The 14,355-nt window shown below is 36.9% G+C and carries 17 protein-coding genes; 1 reads left to right on the top strand and 16 read right to left on the bottom strand.

Features of this window, described 5'->3' with window-relative positions; all coding sequences use genetic code 11:
• Positions 1 to 14: 14 nt before the first annotated feature.
• From K322_RS0106510 to K322_RS18755, 12 genes are all read right to left on the bottom strand, one after another.
• On the bottom strand, positions 15 to 1,445 hold the full coding sequence (locus K322_RS0106510; protein WP_084158523.1) for a nitrogenase component 1: 1,431 nt from the start codon (positions 1,443 to 1,445) through the stop codon (positions 15 to 17).
• A gap of 124 nt (positions 1,446 to 1,569) precedes the next feature.
• Positions 1,570 to 2,907 (bottom strand): nitrogenase iron-molybdenum cofactor biosynthesis protein NifE, encoded by a 1,338-nt coding sequence (gene nifE, locus K322_RS0106505; RefSeq protein WP_026626161.1) that lies wholly within the window; start codon positions 2,905 to 2,907, stop codon positions 1,570 to 1,572.
• Positions 2,908 to 2,927: 20 nt separating this feature from the next.
• Positions 2,928 to 4,307, bottom strand: coding sequence for a nitrogenase component 1 (locus K322_RS0106500; protein ID WP_026626160.1), 1,380 nt, complete (start codon positions 4,305 to 4,307; stop codon positions 2,928 to 2,930).
• A 30-nt stretch (positions 4,308 to 4,337) separates the two neighbouring features.
• Entirely contained in the window at positions 4,338 to 5,981 is a 1,644-nt protein-coding gene (gene nifD / locus K322_RS0106495) for a nitrogenase molybdenum-iron protein alpha chain (protein WP_051290673.1), read from the bottom strand.
• A gap of 44 nt (positions 5,982 to 6,025) precedes the next feature.
• A complete protein-coding gene (locus tag K322_RS0106490) occupies positions 6,026 to 6,421 on the bottom strand; it encodes a P-II family nitrogen regulator (RefSeq protein ID WP_026626158.1) in 396 nt (131 codons plus the stop codon).
• Between the two features lie 18 nt (positions 6,422 to 6,439).
• A complete protein-coding gene (locus K322_RS0106485; protein ID WP_026626157.1) occupies positions 6,440 to 6,763 on the bottom strand; it encodes a P-II family nitrogen regulator in 324 nt (107 codons plus the stop codon).
• A gap of 72 nt (positions 6,764 to 6,835) precedes the next feature.
• Positions 6,836 to 7,660 (bottom strand): nitrogenase iron protein, encoded by an 825-nt coding sequence (gene nifH, locus K322_RS0106480; protein WP_026626156.1) that lies wholly within the window; start codon positions 7,658 to 7,660, stop codon positions 6,836 to 6,838.
• A 210-nt stretch (positions 7,661 to 7,870) separates the two neighbouring features.
• The gene (locus K322_RS18760; RefSeq protein ID WP_260203168.1) at positions 7,871 to 8,536 is read right to left on the bottom strand and encodes a sulfate/molybdate ABC transporter ATP-binding protein; all 666 of its coding nucleotides are present in this window, start codon (positions 8,534 to 8,536) and stop codon (positions 7,871 to 7,873) included.
• A 23-nt stretch (positions 8,537 to 8,559) separates the two neighbouring features.
• Positions 8,560 to 9,243, bottom strand: a complete 684-nt coding sequence (modB, locus tag K322_RS0106470) for a molybdate ABC transporter permease subunit (RefSeq protein WP_026626155.1) — start codon at positions 9,241 to 9,243, stop codon at positions 8,560 to 8,562.
• A gap of 59 nt (positions 9,244 to 9,302) precedes the next feature.
• On the bottom strand, positions 9,303 to 10,055 hold the full coding sequence (gene modA, locus K322_RS0106465; protein WP_035331500.1) for a molybdate ABC transporter substrate-binding protein: 753 nt from the start codon (positions 10,053 to 10,055) through the stop codon (positions 9,303 to 9,305).
• Positions 10,056 to 10,082: 27 nt separating this feature from the next.
• Positions 10,083 to 11,351 carry an alginate export family protein gene (locus K322_RS0106460; protein ID WP_026626153.1) on the bottom strand — a complete coding sequence of 423 codons (1,269 nt, stop codon included), beginning with the start codon at positions 11,349 to 11,351 and terminating at the stop codon, positions 10,083 to 10,085.
• 65 nt (positions 11,352 to 11,416) lie between these two features.
• The gene (locus tag K322_RS18755) at positions 11,417 to 11,767 is read right to left on the bottom strand and encodes a winged helix-turn-helix domain-containing protein (protein WP_051290672.1); all 351 of its coding nucleotides are present in this window, start codon (positions 11,765 to 11,767) and stop codon (positions 11,417 to 11,419) included.
• Positions 11,768 to 12,058: 291 nt separating this feature from the next.
• Here K322_RS18755 and K322_RS0106450 point away from each other — a divergent pair, with 291 nt between their 5' ends.
• On the top strand, positions 12,059 to 12,265 hold the full coding sequence (locus K322_RS0106450; RefSeq protein ID WP_026626152.1) for a TOBE domain-containing protein: 207 nt from the start codon (positions 12,059 to 12,061) through the stop codon (positions 12,263 to 12,265).
• A 21-nt stretch (positions 12,266 to 12,286) separates the two neighbouring features.
• Here K322_RS0106450 and K322_RS18750 read toward each other — a convergent pair whose 3' ends face one another.
• The 4 genes from K322_RS18750 to K322_RS0106430 all read right to left on the bottom strand — a co-directional run bounded on the left by K322_RS18750 (position 12,287) and on the right by K322_RS0106430 (position 14,328).
• Positions 12,287 to 12,619: an LURP-one-related/scramblase family protein gene (locus K322_RS18750; RefSeq protein WP_035331498.1), complete on the bottom strand. Its 333-nt coding sequence runs from the start codon at positions 12,617 to 12,619 to the stop codon at positions 12,287 to 12,289.
• A gap of 6 nt (positions 12,620 to 12,625) precedes the next feature.
• Entirely contained in the window at positions 12,626 to 12,871 is a 246-nt protein-coding gene (locus tag K322_RS0106440; RefSeq protein WP_026626151.1) for a hypothetical protein, read from the bottom strand.
• Between the two features lie 322 nt (positions 12,872 to 13,193).
• Positions 13,194 to 13,763, bottom strand: a complete 570-nt coding sequence (locus K322_RS0106435; protein WP_026626150.1) for a tyrosine-type recombinase/integrase — start codon at positions 13,761 to 13,763, stop codon at positions 13,194 to 13,196.
• The gene (locus K322_RS0106430; RefSeq protein ID WP_026626149.1) at positions 13,720 to 14,328 is read right to left on the bottom strand and encodes an Arm DNA-binding domain-containing protein; all 609 of its coding nucleotides are present in this window, start codon (positions 14,326 to 14,328) and stop codon (positions 13,720 to 13,722) included. The genes K322_RS0106435 and K322_RS0106430 overlap by 44 nt, the downstream gene beginning before the upstream one ends.
• Positions 14,329 to 14,355: the final 27 nt, after the last annotated feature.

The raw sequence follows: 14,355 nt of genomic DNA, 5'->3' as shown, positions 1-14,355 counted from the left end.
CCTCCTTTTATTTATTACATATACTTATACCCAACGGGTGATTTTCGTTGTTTATCTTCTAATAATGTATTTACAATTTGCTCAAACAAAGCTGTTGTTCCTTCGTATCCTAAAGTTTTAGTATGTTGAGCACCAATACGATCATGGATTGGAAAACCGACTCTAACAATAGGGATATCCATTTTGCGGGCAATATAGTATCCCTTACTGTTTCCTAATATTAAATCAGGCTGTAGATCTTTCATTACCTCTTCCATTCTTTCGAAGCTCATACCCTGACCTACAATTATATCTTCATCGTACAGTTCACCTAATGTTTGTTTGAGTGTTTCGCGTAGTTTTCCACTTTCTCCACCTGTAGCACACAATAACGGTTTTATTCCGATTTCTGAGGCAAAGGCGGCAAGAGCTACAACCAGATCTTCCTCGCCATAAATGACCGCTTTTTTGCCTGAAACATATTTATGTCCATCAATATATAAATCGACCAAACGTCCTCGTTGTTTTTGATATTTCTCAGGAATAGGGTTGCCGGATATAGTGGCTAAGAGATTGAAAAACTTATCAGACTCAATTATTCCTATTGGTAAACCCGTTTTACGGCAAACGACATCGAATTCTGTCTGTAAATAATCTCCTGCCGATTGAGCTATTGCATTATTTTTTATTTTACCATTCTTACCTCCCGAATTTAAGATGTACCCCAATTCAATAGAAACCGATGCAAGGGCACTCTTTCTCAAAGCAGCGATTGTGGTTCCTCCTTGTGCTATACGATGATATGTATCCCATGAAGTACTATCCAATGTGTCGGAATAATCAGGAAACAGCATTGTGTCGAGTTCAAAATCCTGTACTATTTCTTTCAAATGGCGAATATCTTCGGGCGATATAAAATTGCTAAACAAATTGATGTGAGATCCTACGGTTCCCCGTCCATCAGCCAAAGCTTTTACAGTTGCATATACAGCTTCGTGGAATCCTTCATAATGTGTTCCCTGATAACTAGGGGTAGAGGCAAAAATCATTTCAGGAAGATTATCTGTATCGTTATGAATACTTTTATATTCATTTATCAAACGCTGAACATCTTCTCCTATCGTTTCACTTAAACAAGTACTTGCAATGGCTATCACTGCCGGATGATATTGACTGATGATATTATCAATTCCTGTATTAAAGTTCTTATTTCCTCCAAAAATGGTTGTTTCTTCACTGAAATTGGAAGATGCAATATCCATCGGTTCACGAAAATGGCTTATCAAATAGCGTCTTATATAAGTCGCGCAACCTTGCGAACCGTGAAGCATGGGTAATACTCCCTCAATTCCTTTAAAGGCAACACATGCCCCCAGTGGGGTACATTGTTTGCAGGCATTACAGGAGGAAGAAAAGTTATCACCGGAAGGCATATCTTTTGTTCTATTTGATTCTGCAAGATTCATATTCTTATATTTTCAGTTGATCAATATTAAGGTCTTAGACCTATTCTTTTGCTTGGCAAGTAAAAAAGCAGAGGTTGTCATCAGCTAACAACATATCATTAAATACTTTCTTTTACTTAATGTTTTAGAATGACCGCTTTACAAACTGCCAGACGGGACTGCTCACTGTTTCATATACTTCTTTGGCAAAATTGAGCATACCTTCGTATCCTGCCAATGCCAATTTTCGTTCGTGATTGTGATCGCAAAAGCCTATGCCTAGTTTATAGGCTATCGGACGTTCCTTCACTCCTCCGATAAAGAGATCAGCTCCTGTTTGTTTCACAAACTCGGATAACTCTACGGGGTTAGAGTCGTCAACCAATATACAGCCATCATCGCAAATAGCTTCGAGCAACTTGTAATCCTCTGTATTTCCGGTTTGAGTTCCGGCTATTACGGTTTTCACACCTATAAGACGCAATGCTTTGACTAATGAGATAGCTTTAAATGCTCCGCCTACATAAATAGCAGCTTTTTTACCTTGCAAGGCAACCTTATATGGCTCTAATGCCGGTAACAGTGTTGTCAATTCGTCTTTTACGAGATCTCTTGCTCTATCCATCGTTTCTTCCCTTTTGAAAAATTTGGCAACCTCGTAAAGTGCATCTGACATATCTTCGATTCCAAAATAGGATACTTTCATAAATGGGATGCCGTATTGTTCTTGCATTGTTTTAGCCAAATGCATCATTGATCCTGAGCATTGAACCACATTTAAGGATGCCCTGTGAGCATTCTGAATATCTTTTACTCTGCCATCACCTGTTATAGAGGCTAGTATCTGAATACCCATTCTTTTATAATACTCTGTTAGCATCCAAAGCTCTCCGGCCAGATTAAAGTCTCCAAGTATATTTATACTCATCGTCGATATTTCTTTCGAATTGTCAGTTCCGATAAGGCTTGCCATAGCATCACAGGCTATTTTATAACCATCTTTTTTTGAGCCTTGAAAACCTTCAGCCATCACAGCTATTACGGGGATATCTTTTTCTTTGGCTACCCGCTTGCACACAGATTGGACATCGTCACCGATGACCCCGACAATACATGTGGAATATACAAATGCCGCTTTAGGATGGTGCTTATCGATAAGCTCATGAAGGGCTTGATATAGTTGCTTTTCTCCACCAAAGATTACGTGTTTTTCTCGCAAATCTGTAGAAAAACTGCTGCGATGGAGTTCTGGTCCTGAAGACATAGCGCCTCTTATGTCCCATGTGTATGATGCACAACCGATAGGACCATGTACCAAATGCAGTGCATCCGCTATTGGGTACAATACCACACGAGAACCACAAAAGACGCAGGCTCTTTGGCTGACAGATCCCGCCAAGCTGGGCTTACCTCCAACCAAACTTTGAGAATTTCCACCTTTGGTGAAAATCTGTTTTTCTCTATCTTTTAAAAAGCCTGCCATTTTCTTATTATTTCTATTTGTTACATTTGGAACTCTACCTTTTCTTCGGGACAAGTTCTATCTTGATGATCTAAGAATTTTTCCAGAATACTTATTGCAATATTAGTAGCTCCAATATACCCTGTGTGCGGAAAGAAATTGTGACCAGGACGGTCTACGACCGGAAAACCCATACGTATGAATGGAATATTCTCATCACGAGCAATGTATTTTCCATATGAGTTGCCTATAAGCAGATCCACCGGTTCTTGTTTGATCCATTGATGTAATTGGAACATATCAGCCCGTTCCCCACTTTTGAATTTGGCTTCCGGTATATCTTTCAATATATTCGCCATTTCTTCATCGAAGTGCTTGCCGGGAGTTCCTGTAACAATATAGACAGGCTTCATATCCAATGTTACCAAAAACTCAGTAAGTGGAATCAATGTGTCAGGGTCACCAAAAAGAGCAACTCGCTTACCCCAGAAATATTTAGAATTATCTGCAATAAGATCTATTAATCGTCCTCGCTCTTCAGTCAAAGAATCAGGAACAGGAAGATTGGCATGACGACTAAGGGAAGTGATGAATCGGTCAGTGGCCTTCAATCCAATAGGAATTTCCAATACATCAAATTTGACCTTGCATTTGTTCTCCAATTTAATACAGGCATCTTCTGTCGAATAAGCTCCCAGACCAATAGAAAACTTACTGTCGCCGGTCGCTATCATATCCGATTGAGTCGTACCTCCGCTAGGATACATCTCATATTTTCCTGTTAGAGGCGCATCCAAAACGCCGGACATATCGGGAAACATGATTATTCGAGCTTCCATAACTGCCGCTATCCGTTTTATTTCACGCATATCAGAAGGTTCCATCCATCCGGCAATAAGATTTACTATATTTTTCTTCTTGGGGGTGGCGGTTGAATAGAATTTGACAAATGCAGCCAATTGATTGGAATATCCTGTAACATGTGTTCCAACATAACTGGGAGTATTACAATAAATAACTTTTTTTCCGTCTGGTATTTTCCCGTCCTCATTCGCTTTCGATATAATCTGAGTCATATCATCGCCAATAGTTTCAGATAAACAGGTTGTATGTACAGCAATAACATCGGGCTCATATACTGTAAATATTGTTTCGATTGCAGCCACAAGATTGGATGATCCCCCAAATACCGAAGAACCTTCTGAAAAAGAACTTGTAGCAGCCATAACCGGTTCTTTGAAGTGTCGGGTTAAAGCACTTCTGTGATAAGAGCAACATCCTTGCGATCCATGGCTATGGGGCAAGCACCCATGCAATCCCAAAGCTGCATACATCGCACCAACCGGTTGGCATGTTTTTGCGGGATTAATAGTCAATGCCTTTCGATCTATCTCTTTTGCTGTTGTATGACGTAGTAACATAATTTTTATTTTTTAGTTGTTCATAATAGTTTAGCAAGCATACTGAGCTTCAACATATGCATCGCTCTCCCAAGGTGCTTTTATTTCCTTCCAGATATTTGCACCTACCATCATTTCGATGTCTTTATAAAAGTTGATAGCACCTTTAAATCCGGCATATGGTCCACCCACATCATAATTGTGAAGTTGCTTCAAAGGAATACCCATTTTCTGGACACAGAATTTTTCTTTTATACCAGCACAGAATACATCCGGATGATACATTTCAATCAGTTTCTCCATCTCATAATGGCTAAGGTCATCTATAACAAGAGTCCCTTTTTCCATCTGATCCATGATCCCTTTGTACTCAGTGAATTCAAGTTCTTTGTTTAATTCTTGTAATTCGCTTTCTGTCTTGCGCGGATTGTAACGTGTAGCATCTTTAGATACGGTTATCTCTTCGATATTGCGACTATCAGCATCAATCTGTATCGTTGGTATTACACGGCGTCCTTCATAATCGTCACGGTGTCCGAATTCATATCCGGCTGCGATTGTAGTCATTCCCAATTCTTCAAATAAGTCTTGATAATGGTGTGCTCGTGATCCTCCGACAAAAAGCATGGATAGTTTTCCCTTGGTTTTCGCATATATCTTCTCCCTTACAGCTTCTACTTCAGCCATTTCTTCAGCTACAACCTCTTCCACTTTATCTATTAATTCCTGATCTCCAAAATATTGTGCAATTTTGCGTAACATTTTAGCTGTTGATCGTGCTCCTATCGGCTGAACTTTGATCCAAGGAATACCGAATGCTGTTTCCATCATTTCAGCAACATAGTTGATAGAACGATGACACATAACCATATTCAGGTCGGCTGTATGCGCATTTTCGAAACTCTCGATAGTCGAGTTTCCACTAAATGTAGAAACAAGGTTGATTCCACATTTCTCGAATACTCTTTCCAATTCGAAAGCATCTCCTCCGATATTATACTCACCCAACAAATTGACGCGATATTTAAGACTTCCTCTTACTTCATCATCACGACCTATCAGGTTTTTAAATAATCCATTGTTTGCAATGTGGTGACCGGCAGACTGAGATACACCCCGATAGCCTTCACAAGAGAATCCGAATATATTGATATCACCACCTATTTCCTCCATCATGTGTCGTGCTACCCGATGTACATCATCTCCAATCAATCCGACTGGACATGTTGAAAATATAGCAATTGCTTTCGGATGAAATAATTCGTAAGCTTCCCGAATAGCCTGCTTTAACTTATCTTCTCCTCCGAATACAATATTTTTATCTTGCATATCGGTTGAAAAACAATAGGGTATAAAGTTTGCTTCTTCATCCGTTGTCGGTTTTGTCTGATTACGTCTTGTTAGCCATGAGTAAAATCCACATCCGATAGGCCCGTGTGTAATATTTACGATATCACGGGTTGGTCCTAATACTACGCCCTTACATCCGGCATATGTACATCCTCGTTGAGTTATGATACCCGGTATGGTACGTACGTTTGCTTGAATTTCGGGTGTTTGTTCTGTATCACTAAGTATAATTGACTTGGCTCTTTTTTTACCTACCTTTTTGGGATATTTGGTTATCACCTCATCTTTGAAAGTTTGTAAATCGGCAATTATGCCATCCTTTATTTTATCTTTATCGTCTACCATAATTTCTTTTGATTATAGTTCTTTTCTTCGAACAGATTTGTTAATTAATCTAGTGTAACGTCTCCGGCTTCGCCCGTATGTACACTATATGATCCCAATGCGTTTAAAATAAAGACTTTCCCATCGCCCGATTTCCCTGTTTGGTTTGCTTTCAGAATAGTTTCTATAGCTAATTCTTTCTTGTCATCGGTAACTACAAGTGTTATCATTCGTTTTGACTTCAGACGAGGCACTTCAGGGATAAATTCCAAGGCATCTTTCAGATCTTCAGGTGCGGCATCGTTGTGCTGAGATATTGCTTTTATCTTTTCTAAATCGCCATGTCCTTGTCCCCGTCCTAAAACAGGCATTGCTGTAAAGGACGGAAGACCCGCAGCAGCCAAAGCTTCTTTAGTCTCACTCATTTTTGCGATTCTTATAATTGCTAAGATTAATTTCATGCTTTTAACGATTTAATTTTATTCTTTCTTACGGCTTGATATGGTGTAAGTTTCCTCTATTGGAGTAATGAATATTTTTCCGTCACCAGCCTGTCCTTTTTCTCCGGAACGGGCAGATTCTATAATCGTTTCTACGACAAATTCTTTGTCCTTTTCGTTGATTGCAATTATTAGTAAGTCTTTCGGTAATTCATCGTATGTTACGTTGCCGACTTTTAGTCCGCGTTGTTTCCCGCGACCGAAAACCGACAACTTCGTAACAGCCGGGAAACCGGCATTAAATAAATCTTTCATAACCACTGGCGATTTCTCCGGACGTACTATGGCTCTTATTAATAACATAAAAATCCTCCTGATATTTAATGATTGTAAATTGAATAATTTTATGAAAATAGGACTATATTGAATGTCTGATTAGTTCATAATACCAAATCCGACAAGCAATTCTTCCAGCTCTTCCATCTCAAGAGGTTTGGGTATTACATGCATCTTATTACCATCTATTTTTTTTGCAAGGGTACGGTATTCGTCAGCCTGAGGATGTTCGGGTGCATGATCTATAACTGTTTTACGATTGATTTCGGCATGTTGAACCATATTGTCCCGAGGAACAAAATGAATCATTTGTGTCCCAAGTTTTTTAGCAAACTCTTCAATCATATTTGCTTCATTGTCTACTTTACGCGAATTACAAATAAGGCCTCCTAGGCGTACATCTCCTACTTTACCGAATTTTGATATAGATTTGCATATATTATTAGCAGCATACATAGCCATCATTTCACCAGAACAAACAATGTACACTTCCTGTGCTTTTCCATCTCGGATAGGCATCGCAAAACCTCCGCATACAACATCTCCCAATACATCATAAAATACATAATCCAGATGTTTGTCATCATCATAAGCGCCAAGTTGCTCCAACAAGTTTATGGATGTTATAATACCTCGACCTGCGCAACCTACACCAGGTTCAGGCCCCCCAGACTCTACACAACTTGTTTCTTTAAAACCTTCTTTTAACACATCGTCAAGTTCGACGTCTTCACCTTCATCCCGCAATGTATCTAAAACCGTTTTTTGAGCTAATCCATGAAGCAGCAGACGAGTAGAGTCGGCCTTAGGATCACAGCCAACCACCATTACTTTTTTACCCATTTCGGCTAAGCCGGCTACAGTATTTTGTGTAGTTGTTGATTTGCCAATTCCACCTTTACCATAAATCGCAATCTTTCTCATAACCTTGAATATTATTATATTTATAATAGAAATTTTAGTTTCACGAAAATATATATCCAAAGCATGTGCCATAACATGTTAAACCGTTATACCTTGAATAATATAACGGTTTAATATCCTGATCGATAGATTAATAATCTTTGATCATTTTGAAATAAAAAATAGCTGATTTTATAAAATGTTCTAAAATGTAAGATTTAAAAGAGAATCCTACAAAAATGTAGGATTCAGCAGCTCACTGATTCTCTCTGTTCCTATACAAAGGACATGTGTCGCTAGTTTTTTGACTTCTTCTTTATCATGACTTACAATAAGTGTTGTTGAAGCAAATAATTCATGAGCTTTTAGTATTTCAGATTGAAGAGATAATCTCATCGATTCGTCTAAAGAAGACAACGGTTCATCAAGGAGGAGCACATCTGGTTTTCTTGCAATGGAGCGGGCTAAGGCTACCCGTTGTTTTTGTCCTCCTGATAGTTTTGAAGGTTTGCGCTTGCGCAGCATATCCAATCCAAATGTTTCTATTAATTGGTCTGTATACTGTTTTTCTTTTCCTTTATTTTGTCCAAAACGGATATTTTCCTCGACCGTCATATTCGGAAAAAGGGCGTAATCCTGAGACATAAAGCCAATATTCCGTTTTTGTGGAGATAGATTGATCTTCTTTGCCGAGTCGAATACTACGTTATCTCCTATAGCGATAACGCCTTTATCAGGCTTTTGTAGTCCTGCAATCATCCGTAACAAGGTTGTCTTTCCTGCACCTGAATGACCAAAAATAGCAACAAGGTCTTTATCTTCTATATTAATATCTATATTTAATGAGCGTTCTCCTTCGGATGTCAACATTTTCCGTTCTACATTTATATAAATCATACCTTTCGCATATATATGGAGGTTTATTCCCCTCCGGTTTTCATCCTGAATCCTTTATTAATACTATAAATGATTGTCAACAACACAAAAGAAGTAACAAACAAGATAAGAGAATATTTATTAGCTACACTATAATTCAAAGTTTGCACCTCATCATAAATTGCAATTGATGCTATTCTTGTTTGTCCCGGAATATTACCCCCAACCATGAGTACAATGCCAAATTCACCTATGCAATGGGCAAATGTGAGAGAAATACCGGTTATTATAGAAGGTTTTATATTGGGTAATAAGACACGGAAGAATGTTGTTATTCTTGATTTACCTAAGATATACGATGCTTCTCTAAAACTTGCAGGCAAACTGGCAAGTCCGCTTTGAAGAGGCTGTATCATAAAAGGTAGTCCGGCTATTACGCTTGCGATCAATATTCCCTCAAAAGAAAAGGCTAATCGGACATCGAAGTATTGCTCAATGAATCGCCCGAATCCATTTTGTGGGCTAAACGCTACTAGCACATAATATCCTAATACTGTAGGAGGTAATACCATTGGCATACAAATCAAAGCTTCAAAGATCACTTTTATCCGATATCGGGTATAAGCCAATATATATGCAACAGGTAATCCCAAAAGAAAAAGTATGCCTGTTGTTGCTGTCGCTAATTTAGCAGTCAGTAAGAGAGTATCTATAAAATCAGTTTCCATATCTCAATATAATAAGTTCCCTATTGTTCTTAGTGTAACAATAGAGAATTGGTCTGTTACTATTTCTTTAATAAGCCGTATCCATAGCTACTCCAAAGCTTATCGCACTTTCGACTCATCGCATAGTTTATAAACTTCGATGCTTCTGGATTTTTCTCCGAACCCTTTATTAATACATAAGCTTGTTTAATAGGAGGGCAATCCTTTTCATTGAATACATAGTATTTACCTTTATTTCTCATTTCCGGAGCCATAGCCAATGATAGTGCAACAAAACCCAGTTCGGCATTTCCGGAGAAGGCAAACTGTGCTGCCTGACCAATATTGTCGCCCCATACAATCCGGCTGCTTATCTTATCGTATAGTTTCTTTGATTTGAGCAAGTTAACAGCGGATTCTCCATATGGTGCACCCTTGGGATTGGCTATTGCTATTTTCTTTACTGATGACTGAAATACAGTATTAATCCCTTTAGATACGTCGAGAGTAAGACTCCAAAGAGCTAATTTCCCATATATGTATGTTTTCACTTCACTATTTGCAAAGCCACTCTCTTTCACTTTTTTAGGGAAATCAACATCTGCAGCCATAAAAAGATCAAATGCAGCTCCATTCACTATCTGTTGTGTTAACGTACCGGACGAACCAAATGTGATATCTATTTTAGATTTTGGATTTTCTTTTTCATATAGTTTTTTTATGTCTTCGAGTACATATCTGAGATTTGCAGCAGCTGCAACTTTAACATTCTGTGCATTTGTATATATAAAGACAGATAGTAGTAATATTACTGTAAATAATAGTCGTTTCATAGTTCTCATTATTTAATTATTAGTATTTTATTTTTTAGAGAAAAAGGTAGGCTTGAATGAAATCATCACATATGCCCAAGTCGGAAATTTAGTATCAATATTCACTTGCTTTTTTACAGTATTGGTCTGATCGGTTTTGAAATAAGCACTCCAACCTCCTTGCAAAGTTATTTCAGGTGAAATAGTATAGTTCGCCGTGATATCTAATTCAGAACCAATATTCTTTTTATCTGTTGAGCTTAATTCTTTAGTCAGAGAAAATGTGTGAAATGTTGCATCAACATTAAATTTTGAATTGGATTTAAATGTAATGCCTGCATATAAATCAGATAGCCCTTGAGTTGGCAATGTTGCCCAGTATTCCATCGATCCGTTGAATGAATGGTTTACTCCATATAGCTTATTGAAAGTGCGGTCTTTTCCTGATTCCAGATCTGATTTCGATCCCGAAAAATAGTCTCCTCCTAATGTTATGCTCCACTGATTTGTTAACGAATATTGATTTTTAAGAGCCAATAAATAGCCTCTTAAACTTTTATCTTTGGGGTTGTGTCCAAATTGATAATAGGCTGTTGCATAGAATGAATAGGGTATTGTTTTGTCCTTAAAGCCTAAATTTCCGCCTATTGTATTTCGATAACTCAACCTGTTTATCAAGTCATTGGTTGTTCCTCGTTGAAAACCATCATTAATCCATAGCGCTGTAGCATCAAATTTACCGAAAGATTTAGCTAGCCATATATAAGTCATCATTTTATATGATTTACTTACAGTATAAGCAGATTCATAGAGGACATCACTGCCATTGTTCCATGCGCTTCCAAGATGTGCTTTGACTCCTGTTTTAGTTTCATATTTCAGTAACAACAGATCGTGCGAATTACCTGTATTACTCCAATTTGCCGCAGAGAAAAGGCGTTTATCATCATATTCGAGAGACTGACGTCCCAAAGTCGCCGAAAGTTCAGGGGTAAACATATATGCCCCCCATGCTTCATACAGTCCAAGAGAATTATTCGTACTATTAATACCTGTCTGACCATAGGTTCTTGAATCTTGTAATGTAATCTTAGCTTTGATTTTATCATCGCTGTAAGTAACATTTAGCCTCGTCCGAAGAGAACCTATAGTTGCATTATGCAATGTATCTGCTAATGGGCTCTGAAAACCATTTCGATACTCTGCCCGCGTCCGTATTTCTCCGTCAATCTTTACTGATTGCGAATAAACGGGCTCTTGAAGAAAAATTAAGAATAAGCCAAAACAAATTCCTGAATAAAACTTTTTTTTGTCCATAACCTAAATAAATTAAGATGAAATAGATCGATATAAATTAAAAAGAATAACGATTCGCAAAAAAATCAAATAAAGCATGCCAGTATATCATCTTCCATTTCAGATATATACTTGTTTTGTTCTGAGACCATTCTCTCGAAACTTTCTATTAATTTGAATCCGAAATTTGTAATTACTGCACCACCTCCGTTTGTTCCACCGCGTTGACGTGTAACAACAGGTAATGGCGAGATACTATTAAGCTCTTTGATTATAACCCATGCTTGCTGATAAGACATCTTCATATCTTTGGAGGCTCCCAAAATAGATCCCCGACTATTAATTCGCTTCAATAGTTCAATACGTTTTGCATTGAGAAAACAATTTCCATTTTTTTCTATTTCTAGCTTAGATATAATTCGAAAGGGTTGATGCATGTTCTATTTCTTTTCAGTATTATATCAGAAATCATGCCATTGGTTGTAAGTTTTAGATATACAGCAATATATGATTCAGTGTATAATGAACTGATCTAGGAAAACTACATTTATGTAGTCTAATGAGGTTGTTTTTACCGAAATGTAGAAGGATTAGATTTTATCAATAACGATGTTTAGTCTATTTTACTGTTTTGATAATTTATGCCCAAAAGAAAAAGTCCCCGATATCAAATAACAAAGACAACGGGTTTACTGTTATGCTATTATAATCAATTAAAACTGTAAAATATGAAACTAAGTGCTCGCAATGATTTAAAGGGGATTATTACAGATATCAAAAGAGGAGCTGTAATGGCTAAGGTAACTATTGATTTGGGGAATGGACAAACTATAGCATCAGTTGTAACGGTGGATAGCGTGGATGAATTGGAACTAAAGGTGGGTGATGAAGCTCACGCTATAATAAAGTCAACAGAAGTGCTTATCGGAAAATAAACATTTTTGTAAATAAAACGTCTATTTATAAAATGTGAGGGAGAAGGTTTGTTCTCCCTTATCTTGCTTCATATCGAATCTCCCCTTATTAAGGAGAGTCATTCCATTTAGTTGAGATGAAGTCATTAACTTCTCGAGTATTATCAAACTATTATGTACATCACAATCTAGATTAAAGAAGCATTCTAAGAGGTTTTGATTATTGTCACAAACTTTGATTAGAAAAACACCGTGTTCAGCAAAGAACAAATCTTCATAGGCATACATAACGTCTAAGCCGGTTGCATCTTTAATTATAAAACGAATTTTTTCTATATTGGGTATGATAATGTTTTTGTTTTCTTTTGTATCCATAATAAGTCATTTTTCGGGATATAAATTATATAGCCATTCTATTTGCTTAATTTCTAAGGATTCATTCTCCGTTTGGCATTTAAATAATGATGCACTAATTGCTTCACGAAACTCTTCATCTGTAAATGCAATCTCATAACATGCTAGTATAGTTATCAAATCAGTCTTTGATTTGCAACTGTAACAAGATTTTCTAAAATCATTACTTGATTGAATATACTTTATAAAAGCAAAAGCATTACTAAGAGCCATTTGTTTTTTTATTTTAGTAATAACAAATATTGAGCCAACATTTATATATATATGATAATGAGTCGTGATACTATTTATTGCAGATTAAAACATACAAGAATGTGGAAAATTCTTCAGTAGAGTGGTTATTAAAAATAAACTTATGGATTATGAAAGAAACAATTCTTAGTTTGTAAAATCACCCATTTTTAGGTACCGCTAGAAAATCATTTGATTAAAACTGTATAGAGATATTACAAATCATTTTTATAAATATAATTGATGTTTAATCTTATTTTATATACTTGCAAATATTAAGTCGCTCTTTAGTATAGTTAGAAAATTAAGCAGATCTAATAACCAAACTGGTTTCAAAATCGTTAGCTATTGAAAAACGAATATTATGTAATGTACTGTATAATAATTGATAAGGTGTTTTATTATGTCTTGTAACATGCGTGGTTAGTACCTTTCTAAAACCACATGCGATACCTATGTCTTTCAAATATAAATTCATTCTCTGGCATGCACATGCCGAAAACACATGATCATCGGCACGACTATCATCCTTATACTTTTCTATAATTTCCTGAGGAATCTTCAATAGTGGGATGCAGCAATCATTTCCTGTCTTTATTCTTTCTACATAAACGACATTATCAACTATATCTGTGTACCTTAAATTCTTCAAATCGCTATATCCAAGACCTGTATAATAGCAAAACAAGAAAAGATCCCAGACTTCTTCTAATATCTTATTTTTAAATTCTGTTTCTTTAAGAACAACCAATTCCTCTTCGCTCAGGAAGAAACGCTCCGTTTTCTTAACAGTCAGTGTAATATCGTAAAATGGATCTCTGTCAATATCGTTATTGCGATATGCATCTGTGGTCACCTGTTTTATATGTCGCATATGTCTTATCATAGGGTCGCAACCACCAAGAGTAAAAAGATATGTCCATAAATCCAGAATCAATCTTTTTCATATCAATATCGGATATGTTCTGATGAAGCTCCATATAGGCCATCAACTTTTCTTTCGAACAAATGTAAGAATTTGCTGAGATCTCCTTAACAACCTCACTCTGAGCCAAAAGTTGTTTCTGTACAATTAATTTATCAAATAGTTCAAGGACTGTATGTTGTTCGCAAAGCTTTTCCCTGCCGAGAAAAACATCACGCAGTCTTTCAGAGGTAACACCTCCATCCTTCTCTCTTATTTTGTGATAAAGCTCCGACAGGTAAGTATATATCCTGTTAAGTGCAGAATTCACCTCCCTGGCAGTTTTTGACCTCCCGGATAATCGTTGGGCATGCGTATCCCACGTATCCCATAATTCGGGGTCAATGGGAATTTTAGAAGTAAAAGAGACTTCCTTCCGGTCGATCGTTATGCGTATGTTGACCGGAGCTAAACCTTGTGAGTTTAACCTGCTCTTCTTAATAAAGAAGTAGATTGTAAATGTATGTCTTTTCATCTCAATCTGTTTAAGGTTATAGAATCT

This window comes from Indolivaga capnocytophagoides DSM 22835, from assembly GCF_000426485.1.
Classification (GTDB): Bacteria; Bacteroidota; Bacteroidia; order Bacteroidales; family Dysgonomonadaceae; genus Dysgonomonas_A; species Dysgonomonas_A capnocytophagoides.
Note: the sequence above shows the minus strand (reverse complement) of the source record. Positions and strands in the feature narration are given on the sequence as shown.